Below are 26,730 nucleotides of genomic sequence, written 5' to 3'. Positions count from 1 at the left end.
CGGACCCCAACCTTAACCCCCGGCGGCCCGCCCCCCGGGGGGGGGGGGGGGCCCCCCGCCCCCCCCCCCCCCCGCCCCCCCCGGGGGCCCCCCCCCCCCCCGCCTTCGCGCGGCCCCGGGGCGGGGGGCCCCCGGTCGGGCGGGCTGCGGGTCCGGGGCCCGCTCGTTCCGTCACGAGGGCCGGCCGACGCGGCTCAGGAGCGGACCGCCGCGCCCGCCCAGGAGCGGTTGCCCAGGAGGGTCTTGATGTCCGAGGCGAGCCCGTTGTCGGGGTTCACCTGGAAGCCCAGCTCGTAGAGGGTGTTCTTGTCCCAGTTGGTGGTGAGCAGCCGGACCGGGACGTCGCCGGGGTGGTTCTGGAGGGCGAGTTTGAGTTCGGCGACCACCTCGGGGGTGATCCGGGAGGCCGGCACGGTGATCTGGACCGGCGGTTTGGTACCGAGTTCGGCGGAGGAGACGTCGAGGGTGGTGATCTCCTGGCCGAAGACGCTCAGCGAGCCGTCGCGCTCGTTGAGCCGGCCGCGGATCGAGATCACGTTGTCCTCGACCATCTGATCGGCCATCAGGTTGTAGGTCGCGGGGAAGAACAGCACCTCGACCGAGCCGTCGCGGTCGGCGAGGGTGATGATCGCCCAGGCGTTGCCGGCCTTGTTGATCCGCCGGTCGACGGCGGTGATCAGGCCGGACAGCCGGACCTCGCCCTCGGAGCGGCCGGAGCCGAGGAGTTCGGCGATCGAGGTGTCGCGGTTCTGGGAGAGGATGTGCTCGGCGCCGTCGAGCGGGTGGCTGGAGACGTAGAGGCCGAGCATCTCGCGTTCCAGGGCGAGGAGTTGGCGTCGGGGCCACTCGTTGTCGGTGAGCTGGAAGTCCAGTCCGATGCCGGGCCCGCCGCCGTCGCCGCCGTCGAGGGCGCCGAACAGGTCGTCCTGCCCGATGGCCTGCTGCTTCTTCACCCCGGTGACGGCGTCGATCGCGCTCTCGTGCACGCTGCTGAGCGAGAGCCGGGTGTGGCCGAGCGAGTCGAAGGCGCCCGCCTTGACCAGGGAGTCGACGGTGCGCTTGTTGCAGACCACCAGCTCGACCTTGTCCAGGAAGTCGGCGAAGGAGGTGTACTTGCCCTTCTCGTCGCGGGTCTTCACCAGGGACTCGATCACCGGCACGCCGACGTTGCGCACCGCCTTGAGGCCGAAGCGGACGTCGCTGCCGACGGCGGTGAAGTCGACCACCGACTCGTTGACGTCGGGGGAGAGGATCTTGATGCCCATCTGCCGGCACTCGGCCAGGTAGACGGCCATCTTGTCCTTGTCGTCGGCGACCGAGGTGAGCAGCGCCGCCATGTACTCGGCCGGGTAGTTGGCCTTGAGGTAGGCGGTCTGGTACGAGACCAGGCCGTACGCGGCGGAGTGCGACTTGTTGAACGCGTAGCCGGCGAACGGGACCAGGACGTCCCACACCGCCTGGATGGCCTCGTCGGAGTAGCCGCGCTCCTTGCAGCCCGCGTGGAAGGGCACGAACTCCTTCTCCAGCACCTCCTTCTTCTTCTTGCCCATCGCGCGGCGCAGCAGGTCTGCCTGGCCGAGCGAGTAGCCGGCCAGCACCTGGGCGGCGCGCTGGACCTGCTCCTGGTAGACGATCAGGCCGTAGGTGGGGCCGAGGACGTCCTTGAGCGGTTCCTCCAGCTCGGGGTGGATCGGGATGATCTCCTGCTGGCCGTTCTTGCGCAGCGCGTAGTTGGTGTGCGAGTTCATGCCCATCGGGCCGGGCCGGTACAGCGCGGAGACGGCGGAGATGTCGGCGAACTCGGTGGGCTTCATCAGCTTGAGCAGGGCGCGCATCGGGCCGCCGTCGAGCTGGAACACGCCCAGGGTGTCGCCGCGGGCCAGCAGCTGGTAGGTGGTGGGGTCGTCGATCGGGATCTTCTCGATGTCGACGTCGACGCCCCGGTTGGCCTTCACGATCTTGATGCAGTGGTCGATGATGCCCAGGTTCCGCAGACCCAGGAAGTCCATCTTGATCAGGCCCATGGCTTCGCAGGACGGGTAGTCGAAGCCGGTGATGATCACGCCGTCCTTGTCCCGCATGTGCAGCGGGATCAGGTCGAGCAGCGGGGTGGAGGAGAGGATGACGGCCGCGGCGTGCACACCGGTGCCGCGGATCAGGCCCTCGATGCCCCGCCCGGTGTCGATGATCTTCTTGACGTCCGGTTCGTTCTGGTACAGCGCCCGGATCTCGGTGCCCTCGTTGTAGCGGGGGTGCTTCTCGTCGAACAGGTCGGCCAGCGGCACGCCCTTGCCCATGACGTCCGGCGGCATCGCCTTGGTGATCCGGTCGCCCATCGAGAACGGGTAGCCGAGGATGCGGTTGGCGTCCTTGACGGCGGCCTTGGCCTTGATCGTGCCGAAGGTGTTCACCTGGGCCGTGTAGGCGGCGCCGTACTTCTCGGTCACGTAGCGGACCATCTGGTCGCGCTGGCGGTCGTCGAAGTCGATGTCGACGTCCGGGGGGTTGATGCGCTCGGGGTTGAGGAAGCGCTCGAACAGCAGGTCGTGCTCCAGCGGGTCCAGCTGGGTGATCCCGGTCAGGTAGGCGACCATCGAACCCGCCGCCGAACCACGGCCGGGGCCGACCGGGATGCCGTTGTCCCGGCCGTACTGGCAGATGTCGGCGACCACGAGGAAGTAGGCGTCGAACCCCATCGGGGTGATCACGCCCATCTCCAGCTCGATCCGGTCCAGCACCTCCTGGCTCGGGTTGTCGCCGTACCGGTGCTTCAGCCCGACCTCGATCTTCTTGCGCAGGTACGAGGCCTGGGTCTCGCCCTCGGGCACGTCGAACTGGGGCATCCGGTCGACGTAGCTGAAGACCTCCTCGTACGACTCGACCCGCTCGGCGATCGCGAGGGTGTTGTCGCAGGCCTCCGGCAGTTCGCGGAAGAGCTCGCGCATCTCCTCGGCGGTCTTCACGTAGTAGCCGGTGCCCTGGAACTTGAACCGGTTCGGGTCGTCCTTGTTCTTGCCCACGCCGACGCAGAGCAGGCTGTCGTGGGCGTCGGCCTGGTCGGCGGTGACGTAGTGCGAGTCGTTGGTGGCCAGCAGCGGGATGTTCAACTGCTTGGCCAGCCGCAGGAGGTCGTCGCGGACGTCGCGCTCGATGTCCAGGCCGTGGTCCATCAGCTCCAGGAAGTAGTTCTCCTTGCCGAAGATGTCCTGGTACGCCCCGGCGGCCTTGACCGCCTCCTCGTACTGGCCCAGCCGCAGCCGGGTCTGCACCTCGCCGGAGGGGCAGCCGGTGGTGGCGATGATGCCGCCCGCGTTCGCGGCGATCAGCTCGCGGTCCATCCGGGGCTTCATGTAGTAGCCCTCCATCGACGCGAGCGAGGAGAGCTTGAAGAGGTTCCGCAGGCCGGTGGCGTTCTGCGCCCACATCGTCATGTGGGTGTAGCGGCCGCCGCCGGAGACGTCCTTGCCGCCCTCGCCGTCGGCGCCGGTCGGGCGCTGGCCGCCCGGCGACCAGAACACCTGCTTCTTCAGGAAGCGCGAGCCCGGGGCGACGTACGCCTCGATGCCGATGATCGGCTTCACGGCGGTCTTCGCGGCCGCGTGGAAGAACTCGTACGCCCCGAACATGTTGCCGTGGTCGCTCATCGCGATGGCGGGCATGCCCTGTCTCTCCGCCTCGGCGAACAGCTTGCCGTTCTTCGCCGCCCCGTCCAGCATCGAGTATTCGGTGTGGACGTGCAGGTGCGCGAAGCTGTCGGACACGGCGCTGCTCTCCTCGGTGGACCTCGGGTGGGGGAAGCCGTCCACGCTAGCGGGTCGGCGCGGGCGACGCGCCGAGCGGGGGGTCCTCGGCGGCGACCTTGACGCGTCCTTCCCGTCTCCTTGACAGTTTCCTGACCGGGGAGCTGCGGCAGCCGCCGGGCCGGTTCCGCGACGGCCCGGCGGCCGGTACGGCGTGCCGTCAGGCGCTCGGCCGGGCCTCGGCGAGACCGGGGATCTCGGCGACGCTGGCCAGCACGTGGGTCTGCGGGTGCCCGTCGAAGTCGGCGCGGGTGAGCTCCCCGGTCAGGACCCCGATGACCACGCCGGCCCCGGCGTTGCGGCCGGCCTCGACGTCGACCACGGTGTCCCCGGCGGTCAGCACCCGGCGGGTGTCGATGACCCCGGTCTTCTGCATCGCCCGGTGGATCATGTACGGGGCAGGGCGGCCGCGCGGGACCTCGTCCGAGGTGACCACCGCGTCCAGGTTGCCGCCCTCACCGGTGGACCAGCCGAGCGACTCCAGCAGCGGGTGGGCGACGTCGTCGCTGAAGCCGGTGGTGAGCGCGACCTTGATCCCGCGCCGGCGCAGCTCGGCCAGCGCCTCCTCGACCCCGGGGATGGCCTGCGGGGGAGTGGTCCGGTAGGCCTCGCGCAGGTACTCCGCGAAGGCGGCGTAGCTCTCCTCGACCAGTTCCGGAGTGGGGCTGCCGCCGCCGAGGCGGACCAGGGCGGCGATGGCCTCGCGCTTGTCGGTGCCCATCCAGGTCTGCAGGTCGGCCTCCGCGACGGCCACCCCGTTCCGTTCGACGGCGGTGCGAAGCGCACGGTAGACGGCGCCGGACTCGTTGATGGTGGTACCGGCCATGTCCAGGGCGGCGAGCTCGATCACGGTGTCAGTCCTCTTCGGTGCGGTAGCGGCCGATGACGGTCCGGCCTTCGATGGTGTTCTCGATGGTGAAGGTGGCCATGGCGGGCAGGTAGCGGTCGTCGGCGTACTCCAGCGGCACGCCCCGGCCGGAGGTGGTGAGCCGGCGCACCCGCAGCAGCGGGGCCCCGGTGGGGACCCGCAGCAGTTCGGCGTCGCGCGGTTCGGCGGCGACGGCGTCGATGGTGTGCCGGGCGTGGTGCAGGTCCACCTCGCGGCGCAGCAGCTCCTGGTAGACGGAGCCGGTGTCCGGGTCGAAGTCGAACAGGATGCGGCCGACCTCGTGGACGAAGGTGGACCGTTCCAGCATGGCCGGGACGCCGTCCAGCAGCCGCAGCCGGACGAGTTCGACGACCGGCTCGCCCTCCGCCAGCCCGAGTCGGGCCGCCGCCTCCGGCGACGCCCGTCGGCGGGCCACCTCGAGGGTGCTCTGCCCGGGCTCGCGGCCGATGCTGCGGGCCCACTGGGTGAAGGACAGGAAGGTGTCGAAGGGCTGGGAGGGCGCCGTGCGGCGGGCGATGGGCGGCTTCCCGCGCCCGCCGACCAGGCTGCCCGCGCTGCGCAGCATCGCCAGGGCCTGGCGGACCGGGCCGCGGGAGGTGCCGAACTCGGCGCAGAGCTGCGCCTCGCTGGGCACCGGCTTGCCCTCGGGCCACTCGCCGGACTCGATGCGGCGCTGGAACTCGGCGCCGAGCCGTTGGTGCAGCGGGAGGTCCTCACTTGTCTTCACAAGTCGACTATGACACCCGGGGACGGAACTTCTCAAGGCCGGTCCACCTGCGGATTCCCCTGTTCACCCACTGGATTCCGGTGAAGGTCGGACGGATGAACAGCCGGTAACTTGTACATACATGTCTTGACTCCGGTGTCCGGAAACCCGGAAGCTGGGCCCATGAGCAGCAGCACCGCACCCGTGACCTCCCCCAGCACCGCCCGCAGCGACGTGGTGATCGTCGGCGCCGGCATCATCGGCCTCGCCCACGCCTTCGAGGCGCTGAGCAGGGGACTGTCCGTCACCGTCGTCGACCGCGACCGGCGGCCGGTCGGCGCCTCGGTCCGCAACTTCGGCCACTGCTGCATCAGCGCCCAGGACGGCGACCTGCTCGCCCTCGCGCAGCGCTCCCGGCCGGGCTGGCTGCGCGCCGCCGCGGCCGCCGGCTTCTGGGCCGCCGAGGCCGGCACCCTGGTGGTCGCCCGGTCCGCCACCGAGGCGGCCGTCCTGGAGGAGCTGCACGCCGAACGCGGCGGCGACGCCGTCCGGTTGCGCAGCGCCGCGCAGACGGCCGAGGCGCTCGGCCGGGCGGCCGGCGCGGACGGCGACCTGGTGGGCGGCGCGCTGCTGCCCGCCGACCTGCGGGTCGACCCGCGAGAGGCGGCGCCCGGCCTGGCCCGCTGGGTGGCCGAGCAGCCGCGGGGCCGCGTCCTGTGGGGCACCGCCGTGACCGGCGTCGAGCCCGGCGCGGTGCACACCACCCGCGGTCCGGTCCACGGCGACCGGATCCTGGTCTGCGTCGGCCACGACCTGGACTACCTGTTCCCCGACGTCGCCGAGGACCACGGGATCCAGCGCTGCCGGCTGAGCATGGCGCGGGCCGAGGCCCCGGCCGGGTTCCGCACCGACTCCGCGGTGCTGACCGCCACCTCGATGCTCCGCTACGACGCCTTCACCACCCGGCCCTCGGCCGCCCGGCTGCGGGAGGAGGTGCTCGGCCACAGCGCGGAGCTGCTGGAGATCGGCGCGAACGTGATGTTCACCCGCCGGCCGGACGGCACCGTGCTGCTCGGCGACTCGCACCACTACGACGCCACCACCCCGCCGTTCATCGACGAGCGCACCTACGAGCTGCTGATCGACGCCGTCGCCCGGGTGCTGGGCGTGCCGCGCCTGCGGATCCTGGAGCGCTGGCAGGGCGTCTACGCCAGCAGCCCCCGCGGCCCGCTGCTGGTGCGCGACCTGGCCCCGGGCGTGCGGGCCGTCTCGGTCACCTCGGGCATCGGGATGACGCTCTCCTTCGGCCTCGCGGCCGCCGGCTTCGACGGGACGCTGGCCGCGACGGCCTGAGCCGCCGCCGGTCGGGGCACGTGCCTGCTCGGCACGTGCCCCGCGGTGCTCGGCAGCACCCGGCAGGGCTCAGAACGCGGAGTGGGCGAACCAGTGCGCCAGCAGTTCCTCGTCCCCGGAGACCTCGACCCCGGCCGCGGTGCGGTCGAGCCGGCCGTACAGGAGCAGCAGCAGCTCGGCGGCGGGGGCCCGGACGGTGGCGTCGGCCGCCGTGCCGGTGTCGTCATCGGTGTCGTCGAGGCCGAAGCCGTCGGGGCGCAGCCGGACCAGCCAGTCGCCCTCGCCGTCGGTGCGGGCGAAGCGGATGGTCCGGTCCTCGCCGCGCAGTTCGGCCGTGCCGGGGGCGAAGAAGGCGGCGAAGGGCAGGTTGGTGAGGAACTCGTCCACGCCGTCGGCCGCGAGCACCGGATCGACGTCGAGCTTCAGGCCGAGCGCGAGTTCGGCGTCGACCCGGTGGACGAGGGTCTCGAACAGCATCCGGCGCACCCAGAACCGGGCGTGCTGGTCGGCGCCCCAGGCCCACATCGGCGCGTCGAGGTCGCCCTCGGCGAAGGCCGCGGCGGCCTGCTCGGCGGCCTCGGCCAGCCAGTCCGGGTACTCCTCCGGCCGCTCGGGCAGCCGCAGGTCGACGTCCCGGCTGCGCGGCGGCTCCTGGATCCGCTGGTGGAGCAGGACGGTGAACCACCGCTGCACGCTGCCGGTGTGGCGGACCAGGTCCGCGAGCGTCCACCCCGGGCAGGTGGGCACCGGGAGGGCGGGGTCGGCCTGCCGCACGGCGGCGACGAAGCGGGTGGTCTCGGCGGCGACGGCGGGGCCGTGGTCCAGCGGGGTCATGGGGGCTGTCTCCAGTGCGGGCGGGGCTACGACGACTCTGGCGCTGCCTCCGAGCGCCTCGCGCCCGATGGCTCGCGAGCTGAACTTTTCATCAGTTGAAGCAATCGCGGACGACGCTAGGCCTGAAAGGTTGAGGCTGTCAAGTAACTCTCCGGGCACGCCGCGGTGAGAGCCGCCCGGGCGGTCAGGTGGCGGGAGTGGAGCGGATGGAGAGGCCGGGCCGGCGGCGGTGGACGGTTAGGTAGACCAGACCGTCCGGGCCCGCCGAGACCGCCCGTCGCGCGCCGTGCGGCAGCCAGGCCGTGCACCCCGGGGTCAGCGCCTGCCGCCCGCTGGCCGTCTCCAGCTCGCCGCTGCCGTCGAGCACCTGGACGAGGACGTCCAGGTCCGGCTCCACGTGCCCGGTGACCTCGGCGTTCGCGGGCAGCCGGACGATGTTCGCGTCCAGCTGGCGGCCCTCCTCCCGGAGGCGCCAGAGCGCCCCGCCGCGGTCGGCGGGAGCCTGCTGGAGCAGGGACTCCAGGTGGGTGAGCACACCGGGTCCGGGGTCGGGCGTCAATGCGGCCTCCTGCGGGCGAGTGGGATCGGCCCGTGGATTCTACGGAGGGACCGGGTGCGACGGGCTCGGGCGAGCGGCTCGGGCGAGCGGTCCAGTGACCCGGACTCAGTGGCCCAGGCTCGGTTGGCAGGCTCGATGGGCAAGGCTCAGTCGGCGGCGAGCAGCCGGGTGAGGGCCGCGTCGACGTCCAGGTGGTCGGACTCGGATCCGGCGGGCACCAGGGCGAAGGAGTCCGAGAGGAACGCCGTCACGAGGTCCTCCGGTGCGCTGACCAGGGCCCCGCCGTCCGGCCCCCGCAGGGTGATCAGGACCTCGCCCGCCGACCCCGGACGGACCTTCACATCGCCGCTGCCGGCCGGGCCGAGCCGGCCCTCGTTCAGCAGTTCGCGGCTGAAGTACCAGCACACCCGGGCGGCGTCGCCGGTGCACTGGCACGCGGTCAGCGGGAAGGCCAGGCAGGCCGCGTACGGGAGGCTCGCGTCGAAGCGGAGTTCCGCCTCGACCGGGACGTCGGGCGCCGCGCTGTCGGGGAAGGTCACGGGCACCGGGCGGACGGTGGACAGCTGCATCGATTCGGCTTCCTGTGAGGCGGGGCACCGGACCGGGCGGCCCGGCGTACCTGGGGGCGCCTACCCGGTGGGTCCACGGGCAGCCGGAGGCGGACGAATCTCCACAATTCCCGCGCATCGCCGGGACGTACGGGCCGACGGCGGGCGTCAAGTCCATGTCGTGGCTTTCACTCCTGCGTGTGAAATGGTGGGCTGTCCGGAGCCCCGGACCCGGTCACGGCGGACCCCGGCCGGAGGAAGGTGGGGAGCGGGCCGCTCCCGCGGCCGCACCCTCCCGAACGGAGTCCGAACGTGACCAGCCCCCGGCCCCTCCCGGCAGCCGCCGCGCTGCTGCTCTCCGCGTCCCTCGCGGCCTGCTCCAGCTCGGGCTCCAGCGCCGGCACGCCGTCGATCAGCGCGACGAGCCCCGTGCAGAGCAGCGCGATCGCCACCAGCCCCGCGCAGACCAGTACCGGCGCCGTGAGCCCGACGAGCACCCTGATGGCCTCCTCCCCGTCCAGCACCGGCGCCCTCCACATCACGATCAAGGACTTCGCGTACTCGCCCGCCAGCCTGACGGTCAGCCCCGGTCAGACCGTCACCGTGACGAACCAGGACACCGACGGCCACACCCTCACCGCCTCCGACAAGTCCTTCGACACCGGCACGATCGCACCCGGCGCCACCGCGAGCTTCACCGCGCCGCAGCAGACCGGCGCCCACCCGTACATCTGCGACATCCACCCGTTCATGCACGGCACCCTCATCGTCAGCTGAGCACTCCGTGATCACCCCCGCCCCCGCCCGCCGGCGCCGCTTCGCCCACCTCGCGCTGCGCCTGTCGGCCGCCGCCGGACTCGCGGTGGACGCGGCCGTCCACGCCCGGCTCGCCGACCGGTACGACGCCGTCGGCGACACCATCAGCCAGGGCACCCTGTTCCGCGCCGAATCCGCCGCCGCGAGCCTCGCCGTGCTCCTGCTGCTCCTCCGGCGCCACCACGCCGGCGACCTCTACGCCTGGCTGGTCGCCGCCTCCGCCCTCGGCGCGCTGCTGCTCTACCGCTACGTCGACGTCGGCACCCTCGGCCCGTTGCCGAACATGTACGAGCCGTTCTGGTTCGCCGACAAGACCCTCGCCGCCTGGGCCGAGGGCATCGCCACCGCGGCGCTCACGATCCTGCTGATCGGCCACCGCCGACACCGGATCTGACCACGGCGGGAGCGCCGGACACCGCCCCGCCGCCCGAGTGAACGGGCGGCGCGGCGAGCCGGGCGGCCCGGGCGCCGGGCGGGCCGGAGGTGATGATCGCCGGAATCCCGGAGGCCATCACCGTCGGAGGCGGACATGCGGATCCTGCTCCTCGCCAGCGCGTTCAACAGCCTCAGCCAGCGGCTGCACGCCGAACTGCGCGACCGACGCCATCAGGTCGAGTTCCAACTCGCCGGTGACGACGAGGAGTTGTCCGCCGCCGTGAGCCGGTTCCGGCCGGACGTGCTGCTCGCGCCGATGCTGCGCACCGCGATCCCGCAGCAGGTCTGGTCGGAGCTCACCTGCCTGATCGTCCACCCCGGCCCGCCGGGCGACCGCGGCCCCTCCTCGCTCGACCGGGCGATCCAGGACGGCCGCACCGAATGGGGCGTCACGGTGCTCCAGGCCGAGGCGGAGCTGGACGCCGGACCGGTCTGGGCCGCGGAGCCCTGCCTGCTGCCCGAGCGCGGCAAGAGCGACCTCTACCGCAACGAGGTCTCCGACGCGGCCGTCGCCGCCGCCCTGCTCGCCGTGGAACGCCTCGCCTCCGGCGCGTACGCCCCGCAGCCGCAGCACGGCCCCGGCTGGCACGAGACCGTGCGCACCCGGCCCTTCCTGCGCCAGGAGGGCCGCCGGATCGACTGGGCGGGCGACTCCACCGAGGCGGTGCTGCGCCGGCTCCGCGCCGCGGACTCCCAACCCGGGGTGCTGGACGAGCTGTGCGGCGGCGAGTGGTACCTGCACGGGGGCCACCGCGAGCCGCTGTTGCGCGGCCGGGCGGGCGAGCTGCTCGCCACCCGGGCCGGCGCCGTCTGCCGGGCCACCTCGGACGGCGCGGTGTGGATCCCCGAACTGCGCCGCCGCCGCACCCCCGGCGGGCCCGCGACCTTCAGGCTCCCGGCGGTGACGGCGCTCGGCTCCCTGCTGCCGCCGCTGCCCGAGGCGCCCGCGCCGCTGATGCCGGGCGAGGGAGAGCAGCCCGGCTGGTCGGACATCCGCTACCGCGAGGACGGCCCGGTGGGCCTGCTGCACTTCGCCTTCCCGGGCGGGGCGATGTCCACCGACCACTGCCGTCGGCTGCTGGCGGCGTACCGCTTCGCGCTCGGCCGCCCGACCTCGGTGCTGGTGCTCGGCGGCGGCCGGGACTTCTTCTCCAACGGCATCCACCTCAACGTCATCGAGGCCGCGCCGGACCCGGCCGCCGAGTCCTGGGCCAACATCACCGCGATGGATGACCTGGTCGCCGAGGTGCTCACCACCACCGACCGGCTGGTGGTCTCCGCCCTCGGCGGCAACGCCGCGGCCGGTGGGATGATGCTGGCGCTGGCCGCCGACGAGGTGTGGTGCCGCGGCGGCTCCGTGCTCAACCCCCACTACCGGCTGATGGGCCTGTACGGGTCGGAGTACTGGACGTACACCCTGCCGCGCCGGGTGGGCACGGCGGAGGCCGGGCGGCTGACCGGCCGGGCCCTCCCGGTGTCGGCGGCCGCGGCCGAGCGGATCGGCCTGGTCGACCGGGTGCTGGACTGCGGGCCGGCCGAGTTCGGGGCGAACGCGGCCCACCTGGCCGGGCTGCTCGCCGCCTCGCCCGGCGCCCAGCACCGGATCGCGGCGAAGAAGGCCGCGCGCGAGGCCGACGAGCGGGCGAAGCCGCTCGCCGCGTACCGGGAGGAGGAGCTCGCGGTGATGCGCCGGCAGTTCTTCACACCCGAATCGCCGTACCACGCGCTGCGATCCGCGTTCGTCCGCAAGAGCCCGGTGCCCGCCGGGCTGTTCGCCCGGACGTGACCCGAACGGCCGCGGAGGGCTTGCGCGCTCCGGGCGGTCCGCCCGGTCCGCGGAGCGGCGGCCGATCCGGACCGTTGCTATGACTGGGTCCGAGCCATCCCGTCCGGCTCCCGTCCCCGAGGAGGCATCCTCATGGGTGCTGCAACCGCTGAAACGACCGACACCGACGTGGTGCACATTCTCTGGATCAACGCCGGCCTCAGCTGTGACGGCGACTCCGTCTCGCTGACCGCCGCGATGCAGCCGAGCATCGAGGAGATCGTCACCGGCGCGCTGCCCGGCCTGCCGAAGGTCGCGGTGCACTGGCCGCTGATCGACTTCGAGTGCGGTCCGGTCCAGGGCGCGGACAACTTCGTCGAGTGGTTCTTCAAGGCCGACCGCGGCGAACTCGAACCGTTCGTCCTGGTCGTCGAGGGGTCCATCCCCAACGAGAAGATCAAGAAGGAGGGCTACTGGTGCGGCTTCGGCGACGACCCCGCCACCGGCCAGCCCATCACCACCAGTGAGTGGCTGGACCGGCTCGCTCCCAAGGCGACCGCCGTGGTGGCGATCGGCACCTGCGCCACGTACGGCGGCATCCACGCGATGGCCGGCAACCCGACCGGCGCGATGGGCGTGCCGGACCACCTCGGCTGGGACTGGAAGTCCAAGGCCGGGCTGCCGATCGTCTGCGTGCCCGGCTGCCCGATCCAGCCCGACAACTTCGCCGAGACGCTCACCTACCTGCTGTACCAGCTGGCCGGCTCCGCGCCGATGATCCCGCTGGACGACAAGCTGCGGCCCGCCTGGCTGTTCGGCGCCACTGTGCACGAGGGCTGCGACCGCGGCGGGTACTACGAACAGGGCCAGTTCGCCACCGACTACGGCACCCCCGAGTGCCTGGTGCGCCTCGGCTGCTGGGGCCCGGTCGTCAAGTGCAACGTCGCCAAGCGCGGCTGGACCAACGGCGTCGGCGGCTGCCCGAACGTCGGCGGCATCTGCATCGCCTGCACCATGCCGGGCTTCCCGGACAAGTTCATGCCCTTCATGGACCCGCCGCCCGGCTCGCGCGTGTCCAGCGGCGCCAGCAGCGCGTACGGCCCGCTGATCCGCCGGCTGCGCGCGATCACCCTGAAGACCGTCGACAAGGAACCGAAGTGGCGCCGCACCGGCCGCCACCTGACCACGGGCTACCGCCCGCCCTGGTGACAGGGGAGGGCCGCACACCGCCCCGGTGTGCGGCCCCGTCGACCTCGCAGACAAGGACACGCGGACACGATGGCAACACCGACCACCAGGGCGACCGGCGACGGCAGCGGCCTGACCGAGATGTCCTGGGACCCGATCACCCGGATCGTGGGCAGCCTGGGCATCCACACGAAGATCGACTTCAAGCAGAAGAGGGTCGCGGAGTGCTACAGCACCTCCTCGGTCTTCCGCGGCTACAGCGTCTTCATGCGGGGCAAGGACCCGCGCGACGCCCACTTCATCACCAGCCGGATCTGCGGGATCTGCGGCGACAACCACGCCACCTGCTCGGTCTACACCCAGAACATGGCGTACGGCGTGAAGCCCCCGCACCTGGGGGAGTGGATCATCAACCTCGGCGAGGCCGCCGAGTACATGTTCGACCACAACATCTTCCAGGAGAACCTGGTCGGGGTCGACTACTGCGAGAAGATGGTCAAGGAGACCAACCCGGGCGTCCTGGAGCTCGCCGAGCGCACCGAGGCCCCGCACGCCGGCGACCACGGGTACAAGACCATCGCCGACATCATGCGCTCCCTCAACCCGATCGAGGGCGAGTTCTACCGCGAGGCGCTCCAGGTCAGCCGGTACACCCGGGAGATGTTCTGCCTGATGGAGGGCCGCCACGTGCACCCCTCCACGCTCTACCCGGGCGGCGTCGGCACCGTCGCGACGGTGCAGCTGTTCACCGACTACCTGACCCGGCTGATGCGCTACGTCGAGTTCATGAAGAAGGTCGTGCCGCTGCACGACGACCTCTTCGACTTCTTCTACCAGGCGCTGCCCGGCTACGAGGAGGTCGGCCGGCGCCGCGTCCTGCTCGGCTGCTGGGGCAGCCTCAACGACCCGGACCACTGCGACTTCACGTACCGCAACATGACGGACTGGGGCCGGCGGATGTTCGTCACCCCCGGCATCGTGGTCGACGGCAAGCTCGTCACCAACGACCTGACGCAGATCAACCTCGGCATCCGCATCCTGCTCGGCAGCTCCTACTACGAGGACTGGCAGGGCAAGGAGCTCTTCGTCACCCACGACCCGCTCGGCAACCCCGTCGACCCCCGGCACCCGTGGAACCAGCACACCATCCCGCAGCCCCAGAAGCGGAACTTCGACGACAAGTACAGCTGGGTGATGTCCCCGCGCTGGTTCGACGGCGAGGACCACCTCGCCCTCGACACCGGCGGCGGCCCGATCGCCCGGCTGTGGTCCACCGCCCTGTCCGGGCTGGTCGACATCGGCTACGTCAAGGCCACCGGCCACAGCGTCCTGATCAACCTGCCCCGCTCGATGACCAAGCCCGAGGTCACCTTCGAGTGGAAGATCCCGCAGTGGAGCAACGCGATCGAGCGCAACCGCGCCCGCACCTACTTCCAGGCCTACGCGGCCGCCGCCGCCCTGCACTTCGCCGAGAAGGCGCTCGACGAGGTCCGCGCCGGGCGCAGCCAGACCTGGGAGCGCTTCGAGGTGCCGGACGAGTCGATCGGCTGCGGCTTCACCGAGGCCGTGCGCGGCGTGCTCTCGCACCACATGGTGATCCGTGACGGCAAGATCGCCAACTACCACCCGTACCCGCCCACCCCGTGGAACGCCAGCGTGCGCGACAGCCACGGCACCCCCGGCCCGTACGAGGACGCGGTGCAGAACACGCCGATCTTCGAGGAGAACACCCCGGAGAACTTCAAGGGCATCGACATCATGCGCACCGTGCGCAGCTTCGACCCCTGCCTGCCCTGCGGCGTCCACATGTACGTGGGCGACGGGCGCACCCTGAAGACCATGCACGTGCCCACCGGCCTGAGCGGGCTCACCGCATGACGGCCGAACAGACCGGCCTGCGGATCCAGCAGGCCCTGGACGCCCTGGCCGGCAGCGGCGCGGAGCAGACGGGCGAGCAACTCGTCCGCGACCTCATGGAGTTCTACGGCGAGGGTCTGGCCAGACTCGTCCCGGCGCTGCCCCCGCCCGCCCTGGAACGGCTGCTGGACGACCCGGTGGTGGCCGGGCTGCTGCTCCTGCACGACCTGCACCCCGAGGACGTGACCGCCCGGATCGACCGGGCGCTCGCCGCCCTGCCCGAGCGGGTCGAGGTGCTCGGCTTCGCGCCGGAGACCGGCACCCTGCGGCTGCGCCGCACGGCCACCGGTTGCGGCTGTGGGGAGCAGGAGGTGGAGGCCGCCCTCGCCTGCCACGCCCCCGAGGTGACGGCCCTGGAGCTGGAGCGTGCCCCGCAGCTGCTCCAGATCGGCACCCGCCCGCCGCAGCCCGCGGAGGCGCGATGAACACCCGACGGGTCTCCCGGGACGGGACCGCCCTGCTGCGCCGGCTACGCGAGCCGGCACCGCCCCGGCCCGAGCAGTGCGGCCTCTGCGGCCACGACCTGCCGGCCGGTCACCGCCACCTGGTGGACGTCGAGGAACGCGCCCTGGCCTGCACCTGCACCGCCTGCGGCCTGCTGTTCCGGCAGCCGGGCGCGGCCGGCGGCCGCTACCGCGCCGTGCCGGACCGCTACCTGAGCGACCCGGACGGCGAGCTGGACGAGCAGGCCTGGTCGGTGCTGGGCGTCCCGGTCGGCACCGTGTTCCTGTTCCGCAACGCCGTGCTGGACCGGCTGCTCGCGTTCTACCCCGGGCCGGCCGGCGCCACCGAGAGCGAGCTGGACCAGGAGGCCTGGGAACGCGCCCTCGGCGCCAGCCGGCTGGCCGCCGCCCTGGAACCGGACGTGGAGGCGCTGCTGCTGCGCCGCGCCGAGGGGCGGGTCGAGTCCTTCCTGGTGCCGATCGACGTCTGCTACGAGCTGGTGGGCCGGCTGCGGCGGTGCTGGCACGGCTTCGACGGCGGCGCCGAGGCCCGGGCCGAACTCGACGCCTACTTCGGGCAGTTGGCCGTACGGGCTCGCCCGCTTCGTGCGGAGGTGACGGCGTGACGTCGCTCGGCTTCGCCTGCACGGACGTGCGCTCCGACCCGTACGCGGCCGTGCCGACCCTGGTGTTCCGGCTGCGGATCACCGCGCCGGCCGACATCCGGGTGCACGCCCTCGCCCTGCAGTGCCAGCTGCGGATCGAACCCGGCCGCCGGTCGTACCTCGACGCCGAGGGCGAGCGGCTGGGCGACCTCTTCGGTGAGCGGGAGCGCTGGGCCACCACGCTCAACCCGATCCAGTTCGCGACCGTGCCGCTGCTGGTGCCCGGATTCACCGGGGAGACCGAGGCCGACCTCGCGGTGCCGTGCAGCTACGACCTGGAGGTGGCCTGCGCCCGCTACTTCCGGGCCCTGGAGGGCGGCGAGGTGCCGCTGCTGCTGCTCTTCTCCGGCACCGCCTTCGCCGGCCCCGGCGGCTTCCAGGTCACTCCCGTGCCGTGGGACAAGGAGGCCCGGGTGCGGATGCCGGTGCGGGTCTGGCGGGAGGCCGTCGACCGGCACTTCCCCGGCTGCGGCTGGCTGCGGCTGCCGGAGGACCTGATGGACGAACTGCTGGCCTACCGCTCCCGGCGGGCCCTGCCCTCCTGGGAGGCGACGGTGCGCGAACTGCTCACCACGGCCGCTGTCGGGGAGGGGGCCGGGTGAGCGAGCGAAGAGAGCCCGTCGTCTTCCCCGAGGGGATCGAGCGCGGCTTCGCGGCCGCCCGGCAGATCGCCGACGCGGTGCTGATGGAGGGCTACGTGCTCTACCCGTACCGCGCCTCCGCGGCCAAGAACCGGCTGCGCTGGCAGTTCGGCGTGCTGGTGCCGCCCGAGTACACCGCACAAGGCGGCGAACACTCCCACCAGCGCACCGAGTGCGTCATGGAGGCGCGGCGCGACGACCGGCTGGCGGTCGAGCTGCGCTTCCTGCGGGTCCAGCGGCGTACCGTCGAACGGGCCGCCGACGGCGGCGGGTTCGAGCCGGTGGAGCAGCTGGAGCTCGCCGACCGGGTGCTCGTCGAGTGGGACGAGGCCGTCGAGGAGCGAATCGAACTCCTATTGCCCATCAGTGAGTTGACCGGAGAGGTCGTGCAGCACGGGTTCCGGCTGCCGGGCGTCGGCGGGACGGAGCTGCTGCACGAGCACGGCAGCGCCGTCGGTCGGCTGGTGCGCCGGCGCGAACAGGTCGACGGGCTGGTGCGGTTGAGGGTCGAGGAACTGCCCGGACCGTACCGGGCGCAGCGCCTGACCGTGGAGGTGGAGAACGCCTCCGAGTGGACACCGAGCCTGGAGGCGGGCCGCGAGGAGGCGCTGCCGCGCTCCCTGGTCTCCACCCACCTGCTGCTCGGGCTGGAGCACGGCCGCTTCCTGTCGGTCGCCGATCCGCCCGAGTGGGCCCGGTCGGCCGTCGAGCACTGCTGCAACGAGCGCACCTGGCCGGTGCCGGCCGGACCGGACGGCGGGGACCAGGTGGTGCTGTCCTCGCCGATCATCCTGGAGGACCACCCGCGGATCGCCCCGGAGAGCCTCGGCCCCCTGTACGACGCCACCGAGATCGACGAGATCCTGGCCCTGCGGACGGCGGCCCTGACCGACCAGGAGAAGCGGGAGGCGCGGGGCACCGACGACCGGGCCGGCGCCGTGATCGACCTCGCCGGGTCCATGCCGCCCGAGGTGCTGGAACGGCTGCACGGCGCGATCCGCGGGCTGCGCGAGATCACCGGCGACCGCGCCGGCCCGGAGCAGCCCTGGTGGGACCCGGGCAACGACCCGGAGGTCGATCCCGAACGGGACCGGGTGCTGGTCGACGGTCACCGGGTCGGCGCGGGCAGCCGGGTGCTGCTGCGGCCCGGACGGCGGCGCACCGACGCGCAGGACCTCTTCCTGGACGGGCGCACGGCCGTGGTGGAGGCGGTGCTGCACGACCTCGACGGCTCGGTGCACCTGGCCGTCACGGTGGAGGACGACCCGGGTGCGGACCTGTGGCGGGCCCAGGGGCGCTTCCGGTACTTCCAGCCCGACGAGGTCACCCCGCTGGAGGAGTCGTGAGCCGGCCGGCCGTGCTGGTCGCAGGGGTGGGCAACGTCTTCCTCGGCGACGACGGGTTCGGCGTGGAGACCGTCCGGCGCCTCGCCGCCCACCCGATGCCGGACGGCGTCGAGGTGGTCGACGTCGGCGTGCGCGGCGTCGACCTGGCGTACCGGCTGCTCGACGGCTACCGCACCGCCGTCCTGGTCGACGCCACCTGCCGCGGTGGCGCGCCCGGCACGGTGTACCTGATCGAGGCGGCCGCCGAGCCGCTGGAGGTGCCCGTCCTGGACGGGCACCGGATGGGGCCGGACGCCGTGCTCGGGCTGCTCGCCACGCTCGCCGCCGGTACCGGGGGCGAGCCGCCCGGACGGGTGCTGGTGGTCGGCTGCGAGCCGGCGTCGCTGGAGGAGGGCATCGGACTGAGCGAACCCGTCGCCGCCGCCGTCGAGGAGGCCGTCCGCGTGGTCCTGGGGGCCGTGGCGGAGGCCCTGTCGGTGGCGGAGGCCCTGCCGTCGGAGAGGAGGACGACACCATGCTGAGGAAACTCTTCTGCGCGGCCCTGCTGGCGGGGCTCGGCGCGCTGGTCTGGCAGAGCCTGCCCGACCTCCAGCGGTACCTGAAGATCTCGCGGATGTGAGCCGCGGATTGCTGCGAACGGTGCAGCCCCGGACGCGGTGGCGGCGCGGCTTCGAGCCGTCGCCGCCACCGCGCCCTGTAATGGGGCGCGTTGCCGGCCGCCGTGGAAAGGGACCGATGCACGAGATGTCGATCGCCGCCGCCGTCGTCGAGCAGGTGGACACCGCCGCGCGCGAACACGGCGCCCCCGCGGTGGCGCGAGTGCGGTTGCGGGTCGGCGAGTTGGCGGGCGTCGTCCCCGAGGCCCTCGACTTCTGCTTCGAACTCGCCTGCACCGGAACGCTGGTGGAGGGCGCGGCGCTGGACACCGAGCCGGTCGCGGCACGGGCCCGCTGCGCACCCTGCGGCGTCGAATGGGCCGTCGGCATGCCGCCGGACCTCGCCTGCCCGGACTGCCGCCGGGGCAGCGGCGTCGAGCTGCTGTCCGGGCGCGAGCTCCAGATCCTCGACGTCCAGTGGGCCGGGCCCTCGGGCGCCCCGGCCGAACAGAAAGGCTGAAGCCGATGTGCCAGACCGAACCCGCGGGGCAGACGGTCGACCTGCGGCGGGCGGTGCTCGCCCGGAACGACGACGGCGCCCGCGGACTGCGGGCCGCGCTGACCGCCCGCGGGACGGTCGCGGTCAACCTGCTCTCCAGCCCCGGCAGCGGCAAGACCGCCCTGCTGGAAGCCGAGTTGGGGCTCGCCCGACGGCGCGGGGTGTCCGTCGCCGCGCTCACCGCCGACCTCGCCACCGAGAACGACGCCCTGCGGCTGGCCCGTTCGGGAGCGCCGGTGAAACAGGTGTTCACCGACGGGCTCTGCCACCTGGAGGCCCGGATGCTCGCCGGGCACCTGGACGGCTGGCTGCCCGGGGACTGCCGGCTGCTGTTCGTGGAGAACGTCGGCAACCTGGTCTGCCCGGCCTCCTACGACCTCGGTGAATCGCTGCGGGTGGTCCTGGCCTCGGTGACCGAGGGCGAGGACAAGCCGCTCAAGTACCCCACCGCGTTCGGGCTGGCCAACCTGGTGCTGGTCACCAAGGCGGACCTCGCCGCGGCGGCCGAGTTCGACGAGACGGTGTTCCTCGCCAACGTCCAGCGGGTCAACCCCGGAGTGGAGGTGGTGCCCACCTCCGCCCGCACCGGCGACGGCGTCGGCGCGCTGCTGGACCGGGCGCTCGCCGTGCTGGACGGCGCCGCGCCGCACCGGCCGGTGATGGCCGCCGGGTACGCGCACCGGGGACACGCGCACGAGGGGCACCACCACCCGGCGCCGGAGCCGTCGTGACGGTGCTCGACCACGAGCGGAGGCGGGTCGCCGTCCGCGGCCTGGTGCAGGGCGTCGGCTTCCGGCCGTTCGTCTTCGGGCTGGCCGGGGAACTCGGACTGGCCGGCAGCGTCACCAACACCGGCGAGGGCGTGCTCGCCGAGGTCGAGGGCAGTCGGGAGGCCCTCGACGCCTTCTGCCGGAGGGTGGCCGAGGACGCGCCGCCGCTCGCCCGGGTCACCTCCGTCGAGCACGAGCCGCTCGCCGCCACCGGCGCCACCGGCTTCACCATCACGGCCTCCCGCACCGACGGCCCGCGCGCCACCCTGATCCCGCCCGACGTCGCCGTCTGCGCCGACTGCCTGGCCGAACTCACCGACCCCGCCGACCGGCGCCACCGGCACCCGTTCATCAGCTGCACCAACTGCGGCCCCCGGCACACCATCGTCACCGGCCTGCCCTACGACCGGGCCAACACCACCATGGCCGGCTTCCCGATGTGCGCGGACTGCGCCCGGGAGTTCACCGACCCCGCCGACCGCCGCTTCCACGCCCAGCCCGTCGCCTGCCACGGCTGCGGACCACGGCTCACCCTGACCGTCCCCGGGCACGCCGACCGCCGCGACGAGGACGCCCTCGGCGGGGCCCGGCGGCTGCTCGCCGACGGGGCGATCCTCGCCGTCAAGGGCATCGGCGGCTACCACCTCGCCTGCGACGCGCGCGACCACGGGGCCGTCGACCTGCTGCGCCGGCGCAAGCGCCGCGGCGACAAGCCCTTCGCCCTGATGGCCCGTGACCTCGCCACCGTCGAGGCACTGCTGCCGCTCGGGCCCGTCGAACGGGAACTGCTCACCGGACCGGTGCGGCCGATCGTCCTGCTGCGCCGCCCCGGCGGGTTCGCCGCGGAACTCCCGGCGGTCGCCCCGGGCAGCCCCGACCTCGGGGTGATGCTCCCGTACACGCCGCTGCACCACCTGCTGCTGGCCGCCCCCGGACCGGACCTGCTGGTGATGACCAGCGCCAACCTCTCCGGGGAGCCGATCGTCACCGACGACCGGGAGGCGCTCGGCGCGCTCGCCCCGCTGGTCGACGGCTGGCTCGGCCACGACCGGCCGATCCAGGTGCCCTGCGAGGACTCCGTGGTGCGGGTGGTGGACGGCGAACAGCTGCCGCTGCGCCGCTCGCGCGGGTACGCCCCGCTGCCGCTCCCGCTGCCGGTGCCCGTCCGGCCGGTGCTGGCCGTCGGCGGGGACCTGAAGAACACCTTCGCGCTGGCCCGCGACGGCTACGCCTGGCTGTCCGGCCACATCGGCGACATGGACGACCTGGCCACGCTGCGCGCCTTCGACCGCGCGGTCGACCAGCTCGGCGCGGTCAGCGGGGTGCGGCCCGAACTGCTGGTCGCCGACCGCCACCCCGGCTACCGTTCGCTCCACCACGCCGGGCGCACCGCCGCCGGCCGGCCGGTGCGCCGGGTGCAGCACCACCACGCCCACATCGCCGCGGTCATGGCCGAACACGGGCTGGACGGCGGCCGGCCGGTCCTCGGGGTGGCCTTCGACGGCACCGGCTACGGCGAGGACGGCGCGATCTGGGGCGGCGAGGTGCTGCTCGCCGACTACGACGGATTCCGCCGCCTCGCCCACCTCGCCTACGTGCCGCTGCCCGGCGGGGCCGCGGCCGTCGAGCGCCCGTACCGCACGGCGCTGGCGCAGCTGCGCGCGGCCGGGCTGCCCTGGGCCGCCGGACTGCCGCCGGTCCAGGCCTGTCCCGGTGACGAACTGCGACTGCTGGAGCGGCAGTTGGAGCGCGGACTGAACTGCGTGTCGACCTCCAGCATGGGCCGGCTGTTCGACGCGGTGTCCTCGCTCGCCGGGATCTGCCACCGGGCCGGGTACGAGGCCCAGGCGGCGATCGAACTGGAGGCGGCCGCAGTGGAGTTCGGCCCGGCGGCGGGCTACGGCTTCGGGCTTCTCGCCGACGAGGACGGCTGGGTCGTCGAACCCGGGCCGGTGCTGGCCGGGGTGGTGGCGGACCTGGCCGCGGGCGCGCCGACGGGGCTGATCGCCGCGCGCTTCCACGCCGCGGTGGCCGACGCCGTCCGGCAGGTCTGCGCGGCCGCCCGCGACCGGCACGGCAGCACCACGGTCGCGCTCAGCGGCGGCGTCTTCGCCAACGCGCTGCTCTCCGCGGCCTGCGCGAGCGGCCTCCGGGAGGACGGCTTCACCGTGCTGCGGCACCGCCGGGTGCCGCCCAACGACGGAGGGCTGGCGCTCGGCCAGCTGATGGTGGCCGGCCGGTCGTCGGCCGCCCGGGAGGAGTGAGAGCGGATGTGCCTGGCGGTGCCCGGCAGGGTGACGGAGATCGGGGAGCGCGACGGGACGAGGATGGCGGTGATGGACTTCGGCGGGGTCGTCAAGGACGTCTGCCTGGAGTACCTGCCGGACTTGGAGGTGGGGGAGTACGCGATCGTCCACGTGGGCTTCGCGCTGCAGCGGCTGGACGAGGAGTCGGCCCGGCGGACCCTGCGGCTGTTCGAGGAACTCGGGCTGCTGCAGGAGGAGTTCGGCGACCCGTGGGAGGCCGCCGGGGCGGCGGGAGTGGCTGAGGAGGTCGAGCGGTGAAGTACCTGGAGGAGTTCCGCAACCCCGAGCTGGCCGAGGGCCTGCTCGCGGACATCAGGGCGACGGTCACCCGGCCCTGGGCGCTGATGGAGGTGTGCGGCGGCCAGACGCACAGCATCATCCGGCATGGCATCGACCAACTCCTGCCGGACGAGGTTGAGTTGATCCATGGTCCGGGCTGCCCGGTGTGCGTCACCCCGCTGGAGGTGATCGACCGGGCGCTCGCGATCGCCGCCCGACCGGAGGTGGTCTTCTGCTCCTTCGGGGACATGCTGCGGGTGCCCGGCACCGACCGCGACCTGTTCCGGGTGCGGGGTGAGGGCGGCGACGTCCGGGTGGTGTACTCGCCACTGGACGCGCTGAGGATCGCCCGGGAGAACCCGGACCGGGAGGTGGTCTTCTTCGGCATCGGCTTCGAGACGACCGCCCCGCCGAACGCCATGGCCGTCCACCTCGCGAAGAAGCAGGGCCTGCGCAACTTCAGCATGCTGGTCTCGCACGTGCGGGTTCCCCCGGCCATCGAGGCGATCATGGCCTCACCGGACTGCCGGGTCCAGGGCTTCCTGGCCGCCGGGCACGTGTGCAGCGTGATGGGCACCGCCGAGTACCCGGCGCTCGCGGAGCGCCACCGGGTGCCGATCGTGGTCACCGGCTTCGAGCCGCTGGACATCCTCGAAGGCATCCGGCGGACCGTGCGGCAGCTGGAGCGCGGCGAGCACACCGTCGACAACGCCTACGCCAGGGCCGTCCGGCCCGAGGGCAACCCGGCGGCCCGCGCCATGCTGGAGGACGTCTTCGAGGTGACCGACAGTTCCTGGCGGGGCATCGGCGTGATCCCGCAGAGCGGTTGGCGGCTCGCGCGGCGCTACCGGGAGCACGATGCCGAGCACCGCTTCGACGTCGCGGGCATCCGCACCCGCGAACCCGCCCGGTGCCGGGCCGGCGAGGTGCTGCAGGGGCTGCTGAAGCCCCACCAGTGCGAGGCCTTCGGCACGGTCTGCACCCCGCGCACGCCGCTCGGCGCCACCATGGTCTCCAGCGAGGGCGCCTGCGCCGCGTACTACCTCTACCGGCGGCTGAGCACGCCGGGCCCGGCTCAGGAGGCGAGCCCCGTTGGCTGACACCGAACTGCGCACCGACCCGGCCGCGCCGGACTTCTCCGGCTGGAGCTGCCCGCTGCCGCTGCGGGACCACCCCCGGGTGGTGATGGGCCACGGCGGCGGCGGGGCGATGTCCGCCGAACTGGTGGAGAACCTGTTCGCGCCCGCGTTCGGCGGGCCGGCACTGGCCGGGCTCGGCGACTCGGCCGTCCTCGAACTCGGCGGCGCGCGGCTGGCGTTCTCCACCGACTCCTACGTGGTGCGGCCGCTGTTCTTCCCCGGCGGCTGCATCGGCGACCTCGCCGTCAACGGCACGGTCAACGACCTCGCGATGAGCGGAGCCCGGGCGGCCTACCTGTCCTGCGGCTTCATCCTGGAGGAGGGGGTGGAGCTGGCCCTCGTCGACCGGATCGCCCGGGCGCTCGGCGCCGCCGCCCGTACCGCCGGAGTGGAGGTGGCCACCGGGGACACCAAGGTGGTCGAGGCCGGGCACGGGGACGGCGTCTACCTGAACACCGCCGGCATCGGGCTCGTCCCGGCCGGGGTCGACATCCGCCCGCAGCGGGCCCGCCCGGGCGACGTGGTGATCGTCAGCGGGCCGATCGGGCTGCACGGGGTGGCGATCCTGAGCGTCCGGGAGGGCCTGGAGTTCGGGGTCGAGGTGCGCAGCGACTGCGCGGCGCTCGGCGGCCTGGTCGAGGCGATGCTCGGCGCCACCCGCGATCTGCACGTGCTGCGCGACCCCACCCGGGGCGGGCTGGCCGCGGCGCTCAACGAGATCGCGGCGGCGGCCGGGGTGGGCGTGGGCTTGAGCGAACGCGCCGTCCCCGTCCCTGACCCGGTGGCCAACGCGTGCGCGGTACTGGGCCTGGACCCGATGTACATCGCCAACGAGGGCAAGCTCGTCGCCTTCGTCCCGCGCGCCGAGGCCGACGCCGTGCTCGCCGCCATGCGCGCCCACCCGCTCGGCGCGGAGGCGGTGGCCATCGGCGAGTGCGTCGAGGACCACCCCGGCATGGTCGTCGCCCGCACCGGCTTCGGCGGCACCCGCGTGGTCGACCTGCCGATGGGCGAACAACTGCCCCGGATCTGCTGACCACGGCTCCCCGGGCGGATCGGACCGCCGGCCGGGGAAACCGATTTCCGTTTCGGCGGGGTTGTCGCATAAGGTGATCTCACCGACGCGGGGTGGAGCAGCTCGGTAGCTCGCTGGGCTCATAACCCAGAGGTCGCAGGTTCAAATCCTGTCCCCGCTACCAGCAGGAGCCGGGGTCGGCGCGATTGATCGCGCCGACCCCGGCTTCTTTGCGTTCCGGGCGCGGTGTCGGCGTCCGTGGCGGCGGGACCATTGGAGATTTCACCGCGGTCGCCTCTCCACCAACTCCCTTGCGAGCGAGGACTGATGGCTTGCCGTCAGTTCACCGGTGAAGAGGGAATCTTGATGAGGCCCTGACATCACATCAGGTTACTTTAGGGTAATTTAATGGTGTCGTCCGGGTGAACGTCCCCGGCCTCCTTTGAAGGACTCGTACGTGCTCTCTCACCAGTTCCGCCGTTCCGGTCGCCGTCTGGCCGGGTCCGCGCTGGCCCTTGTCGCTGCTGTTGCCGTGCTGCCCGTTGCTCCCGCGTTCGCGGATCCGGCTCCCGTGCCGGGGGCGGCGGCGCAGGCCGATGCCACTGCGCACCTGGACGCGGTGCAGCAGGCGTTGCGCCGGGTGTCGCCGGGGCTGGAGGGGACGGTGTGGGAGCGGACGGCGGGCAATCGGCTGGACGCCCCGGCGGGGGATCCGGGTGGGTGGCTGTTGCAGACGCCGGGGTGCTGGGGGGACGCCTCGTGCACCCGGCGGGCGGGGACCAAGCGGCTGCTCGACAAGATGCGGGAGAACATCTCGCGGGCGACCCGGACCGTCGACATCTCGACTCTCGCGCCGTTCCCGGACGGTGCGTTCCAGGACGCCATCGTGGACGGCCTCAAGGCGTCGGTCGCCGCCGGGAACGCGCCGCACGTGCGGATCCTGGCCGGGGCCGCGCCGCTGTACAACATCACCGCGCTGCCGTCGAAGTACCGGGACGAGCTGGTGTCCCGGCTCGGTGGCGCGGCCGGCAGCGTGACCATCGAGGTGGCCTCGATGACCACCGCCAAGACCGCGTTCTCCTGGAACCACTCCAAGTTGCTGGTCGTCGACGGGCAGAGCGTCATCACCGGCGGGATCAACGACTGGAAGGCCGACTACCTCGACACCGCCCACCCGGTCACCGACGTCGACCTGGCGCTGAACGGTCCGGCCGCCGCCTCCGCCGGCTCCTACCTGGACACCCTGTGGGACTGGACCTGCCGCAACACCGGTGTCTTCTCGGCCGCCTGGTTCGCCTCGACCAACGGCTCCGGCTGCACCCCCGACCTGGAGCGACGCCTCAACCCGGCGGCCGGGCAGGTGCCCGCCACCGGCGATCTGCCGGTGATCGCCGTCGGCGGCCTGGGCGTCGGGATCCGCGACACCGACCCGGCCTCCGGCTACCGCCCGGACCGGGCGCCCGCCGCCGCCGACCTCAAGTGCGGCCCGATCGGCCTGCACGACAACACCAACGACGACCGCGACTACGCGACGGTCAACCCCGAGGAGACCGCGCTGCGCGCGCTGATCGCGAGCGCCGGCAGCCGGATCGACATCTCCCAGCAGGACGTCACCGGCACCTGCCCGCCGTTGCCCCGCTACGACGTGCGGCTGTTCGACCTGCTCGCGGGCAAGCTCGCGGACGGCGTGAAGGTCCGCATCGTGGTCAGCGACCCCGGCAACCGGGGCGCCGTCGGCAGCGGCGGCTACTCGCAGATCAAGTCCCTGAACGAGATCAGCGACACCCTCGCCGCCCGCCTCACCGCCCGCCTCGGCGACCCGGCCAAGGCGCGGACGACGATGTGCCAGAACCTCCAACTCGCCCCGTTCCGCGCCTCCTCGGCCCCGACCTGGGCCGACGGCCACCCGTACGCGCTGCACCACAAGCTGGTCTCGGTCGACGGATCCGCCTTCTTCATCGGCTCCAAGAACCTCTACCCGGCCTGGCTGCAGGACTTCGGCTACGTCGTCGAGAACCGGACCGCCGCCGCGCAGCTCGACCAGCAGCTGCTGGCCCCGCAGTGGCAGTACTCGCAGGCCGCCGCGACCTTCGACTACAGCCGGGGCCTCTGCCAGGGCTGACATCCGGTCAACCCATGCCCACGCATCGGGCCGCCGTCG

At 73.0% G+C, this 26,730-nt stretch carries 25 protein-coding genes and 1 tRNA gene; 20 read left to right on the top strand and 6 right to left on the bottom strand.

All coding sequences use genetic code 11. From position 1 onward, the window contains the following. Positions 1 to 194 precede the first annotated feature (194 nt). From dnaE to ACWCYO_RS01925, 3 genes are all read right to left on the bottom strand, one after another. Entirely contained in the window at positions 195 to 3,761 is a 3,567-nt protein-coding gene (gene dnaE, locus ACWCYO_RS01935) for a DNA polymerase III subunit alpha (protein ID WP_449783039.1), read from the bottom strand. A 199-nt stretch (positions 3,762 to 3,960) separates the two neighbouring features. Then, the gene (locus ACWCYO_RS01930; RefSeq protein WP_449783038.1) at positions 3,961 to 4,650 is read right to left on the bottom strand and encodes a phosphonatase-like hydrolase; all 690 of its coding nucleotides are present in this window, start codon (positions 4,648 to 4,650) and stop codon (positions 3,961 to 3,963) included. 4 nt (positions 4,651 to 4,654) lie between these two features. Next, positions 4,655 to 5,416: a GntR family transcriptional regulator gene (locus ACWCYO_RS01925; protein WP_270140651.1), complete on the bottom strand. Its 762-nt coding sequence runs from the start codon at positions 5,414 to 5,416 to the stop codon at positions 4,655 to 4,657. Positions 5,417 to 5,578: 162 nt separating this feature from the next. On the opposite strand from ACWCYO_RS01925, the gene ACWCYO_RS01920 reads away from it, so the two are divergent. Then, the gene (locus ACWCYO_RS01920) at positions 5,579 to 6,748 is read left to right on the top strand and encodes a TIGR03364 family FAD-dependent oxidoreductase (RefSeq protein WP_449783037.1); all 1,170 of its coding nucleotides are present in this window, start codon (positions 5,579 to 5,581) and stop codon (positions 6,746 to 6,748) included. 69 nt (positions 6,749 to 6,817) lie between these two features. Here ACWCYO_RS01920 and ACWCYO_RS01915 read toward each other — a convergent pair whose 3' ends face one another. From ACWCYO_RS01915 to ACWCYO_RS01905, 3 genes are all read right to left on the bottom strand, one after another. Further along, entirely contained in the window at positions 6,818 to 7,582 is a 765-nt protein-coding gene (locus ACWCYO_RS01915; RefSeq protein ID WP_449783036.1) for a maleylpyruvate isomerase family mycothiol-dependent enzyme, read from the bottom strand. A 184-nt stretch (positions 7,583 to 7,766) separates the two neighbouring features. Continuing rightward, complete coding sequence (locus ACWCYO_RS01910; RefSeq protein WP_270140646.1) at positions 7,767 to 8,141, bottom strand: cupin domain-containing protein; 375 nt, start codon at positions 8,139 to 8,141, stop codon at positions 7,767 to 7,769. Between the two features lie 146 nt (positions 8,142 to 8,287). Beyond that, positions 8,288 to 8,710: an SsgA family sporulation/cell division regulator gene (locus ACWCYO_RS01905; protein WP_449783035.1), complete on the bottom strand. Its 423-nt coding sequence runs from the start codon at positions 8,708 to 8,710 to the stop codon at positions 8,288 to 8,290. Positions 8,711 to 9,001: 291 nt separating this feature from the next. On the opposite strand from ACWCYO_RS01905, the gene ACWCYO_RS01900 reads away from it, so the two are divergent. The 19 genes from ACWCYO_RS01900 (at position 9,002) to ACWCYO_RS01810 (ending at position 26,691) form a co-directional block, all read left to right on the top strand. Continuing rightward, positions 9,002 to 9,466 (top strand): cupredoxin domain-containing protein, encoded by a 465-nt coding sequence (locus ACWCYO_RS01900; protein WP_270140643.1) that lies wholly within the window; start codon positions 9,002 to 9,004, stop codon positions 9,464 to 9,466. A 7-nt stretch (positions 9,467 to 9,473) separates the two neighbouring features. Then, entirely contained in the window at positions 9,474 to 9,899 is a 426-nt protein-coding gene (locus ACWCYO_RS01895) for a hypothetical protein (protein WP_449783034.1), read from the top strand. A gap of 135 nt (positions 9,900 to 10,034) precedes the next feature. Further along, entirely contained in the window at positions 10,035 to 11,726 is a 1,692-nt protein-coding gene (locus ACWCYO_RS01890) for a hydrogenase maturation protein (protein WP_449783033.1), read from the top strand. 132 nt (positions 11,727 to 11,858) lie between these two features. Continuing rightward, on the top strand, positions 11,859 to 12,914 hold the full coding sequence (locus ACWCYO_RS01885) for an NADH-quinone oxidoreductase subunit B family protein (RefSeq protein WP_449783032.1): 1,056 nt from the start codon (positions 11,859 to 11,861) through the stop codon (positions 12,912 to 12,914). A 69-nt stretch (positions 12,915 to 12,983) separates the two neighbouring features. Further along, positions 12,984 to 14,771: a nickel-dependent hydrogenase large subunit gene (locus ACWCYO_RS01880; RefSeq protein ID WP_270140636.1), complete on the top strand. Its 1,788-nt coding sequence runs from the start codon at positions 12,984 to 12,986 to the stop codon at positions 14,769 to 14,771. Beyond that, positions 14,768 to 15,235 carry a thioredoxin gene (locus ACWCYO_RS01875; RefSeq protein WP_449783031.1) on the top strand — a complete coding sequence of 156 codons (468 nt, stop codon included), beginning with the start codon at positions 14,768 to 14,770 and terminating at the stop codon, positions 15,233 to 15,235. Before ACWCYO_RS01880 ends, ACWCYO_RS01875 begins: the two co-directional genes overlap by 4 nt. Then, complete coding sequence (locus ACWCYO_RS01870; RefSeq protein WP_270140633.1) at positions 15,232 to 15,879, top strand: DUF5947 family protein; 648 nt, start codon at positions 15,232 to 15,234, stop codon at positions 15,877 to 15,879. The genes ACWCYO_RS01875 and ACWCYO_RS01870 overlap by 4 nt, the downstream gene beginning before the upstream one ends. Next, on the top strand, positions 15,876 to 16,520 hold the full coding sequence (locus ACWCYO_RS01865; protein ID WP_449783030.1) for a DUF6084 family protein: 645 nt from the start codon (positions 15,876 to 15,878) through the stop codon (positions 16,518 to 16,520). The genes ACWCYO_RS01870 and ACWCYO_RS01865 overlap by 4 nt, the downstream gene beginning before the upstream one ends. Then, complete coding sequence (locus ACWCYO_RS01860) at positions 16,517 to 17,905, top strand: hypothetical protein (protein ID WP_270140631.1); 1,389 nt, start codon at positions 16,517 to 16,519, stop codon at positions 17,903 to 17,905. Before ACWCYO_RS01865 ends, ACWCYO_RS01860 begins: the two co-directional genes overlap by 4 nt. Further along, positions 17,902 to 18,426 (top strand): hydrogenase maturation protease, encoded by a 525-nt coding sequence (locus ACWCYO_RS01855; protein WP_270140630.1) that lies wholly within the window; start codon positions 17,902 to 17,904, stop codon positions 18,424 to 18,426. Before ACWCYO_RS01860 ends, ACWCYO_RS01855 begins: the two co-directional genes overlap by 4 nt. After that, positions 18,420 to 18,524 (top strand): DUF6893 family small protein, encoded by a 105-nt coding sequence (locus ACWCYO_RS01850; RefSeq protein WP_405000582.1) that lies wholly within the window; start codon positions 18,420 to 18,422, stop codon positions 18,522 to 18,524. The genes ACWCYO_RS01855 and ACWCYO_RS01850 overlap by 7 nt, the downstream gene beginning before the upstream one ends. A gap of 116 nt (positions 18,525 to 18,640) precedes the next feature. Next, positions 18,641 to 19,021, top strand: a complete 381-nt coding sequence (hypA, locus tag ACWCYO_RS01845) for a hydrogenase maturation nickel metallochaperone HypA (protein ID WP_270140628.1) — start codon at positions 18,641 to 18,643, stop codon at positions 19,019 to 19,021. 5 nt (positions 19,022 to 19,026) lie between these two features. After that, on the top strand, positions 19,027 to 19,791 hold the full coding sequence (gene hypB / locus ACWCYO_RS01840; RefSeq protein ID WP_449783029.1) for a hydrogenase nickel incorporation protein HypB: 765 nt from the start codon (positions 19,027 to 19,029) through the stop codon (positions 19,789 to 19,791). Further along, positions 19,788 to 22,094 carry a carbamoyltransferase HypF gene (hypF, locus tag ACWCYO_RS01835; RefSeq protein WP_449783028.1) on the top strand — a complete coding sequence of 769 codons (2,307 nt, stop codon included), beginning with the start codon at positions 19,788 to 19,790 and terminating at the stop codon, positions 22,092 to 22,094. Before hypB ends, hypF begins: the two co-directional genes overlap by 4 nt. A gap of 6 nt (positions 22,095 to 22,100) precedes the next feature. Next, positions 22,101 to 22,394 (top strand): HypC/HybG/HupF family hydrogenase formation chaperone, encoded by a 294-nt coding sequence (locus ACWCYO_RS01830; protein WP_270140625.1) that lies wholly within the window; start codon positions 22,101 to 22,103, stop codon positions 22,392 to 22,394. Then, a complete protein-coding gene (gene hypD, locus ACWCYO_RS01825) occupies positions 22,391 to 23,515 on the top strand; it encodes a hydrogenase formation protein HypD (RefSeq protein WP_270140623.1) in 1,125 nt (374 codons plus the stop codon). Before ACWCYO_RS01830 ends, hypD begins: the two co-directional genes overlap by 4 nt. Further along, entirely contained in the window at positions 23,508 to 24,590 is a 1,083-nt protein-coding gene (hypE, locus tag ACWCYO_RS01820) for a hydrogenase expression/formation protein HypE (RefSeq protein WP_270140621.1), read from the top strand. Before hypD ends, hypE begins: the two co-directional genes overlap by 8 nt. Positions 24,591 to 24,676: 86 nt before the next feature. Further along, positions 24,677 to 24,753: transfer RNA gene (locus tag ACWCYO_RS01815), tRNA-Met, on the top strand. A 273-nt stretch (positions 24,754 to 25,026) separates the two neighbouring features. Continuing rightward, positions 25,027 to 26,691 carry a phospholipase D-like domain-containing protein gene (locus tag ACWCYO_RS01810; RefSeq protein WP_270140620.1) on the top strand — a complete coding sequence of 555 codons (1,665 nt, stop codon included), beginning with the start codon at positions 25,027 to 25,029 and terminating at the stop codon, positions 26,689 to 26,691. Positions 26,692 to 26,730: the final 39 nt, after the last annotated feature.

The organism is Kitasatospora sp. NPDC001683, from assembly GCF_053596495.1.
The sequence above is the reverse complement of the archived record's forward strand: the minus strand, read 5'-3'. Positions and strand labels throughout refer to the sequence as shown.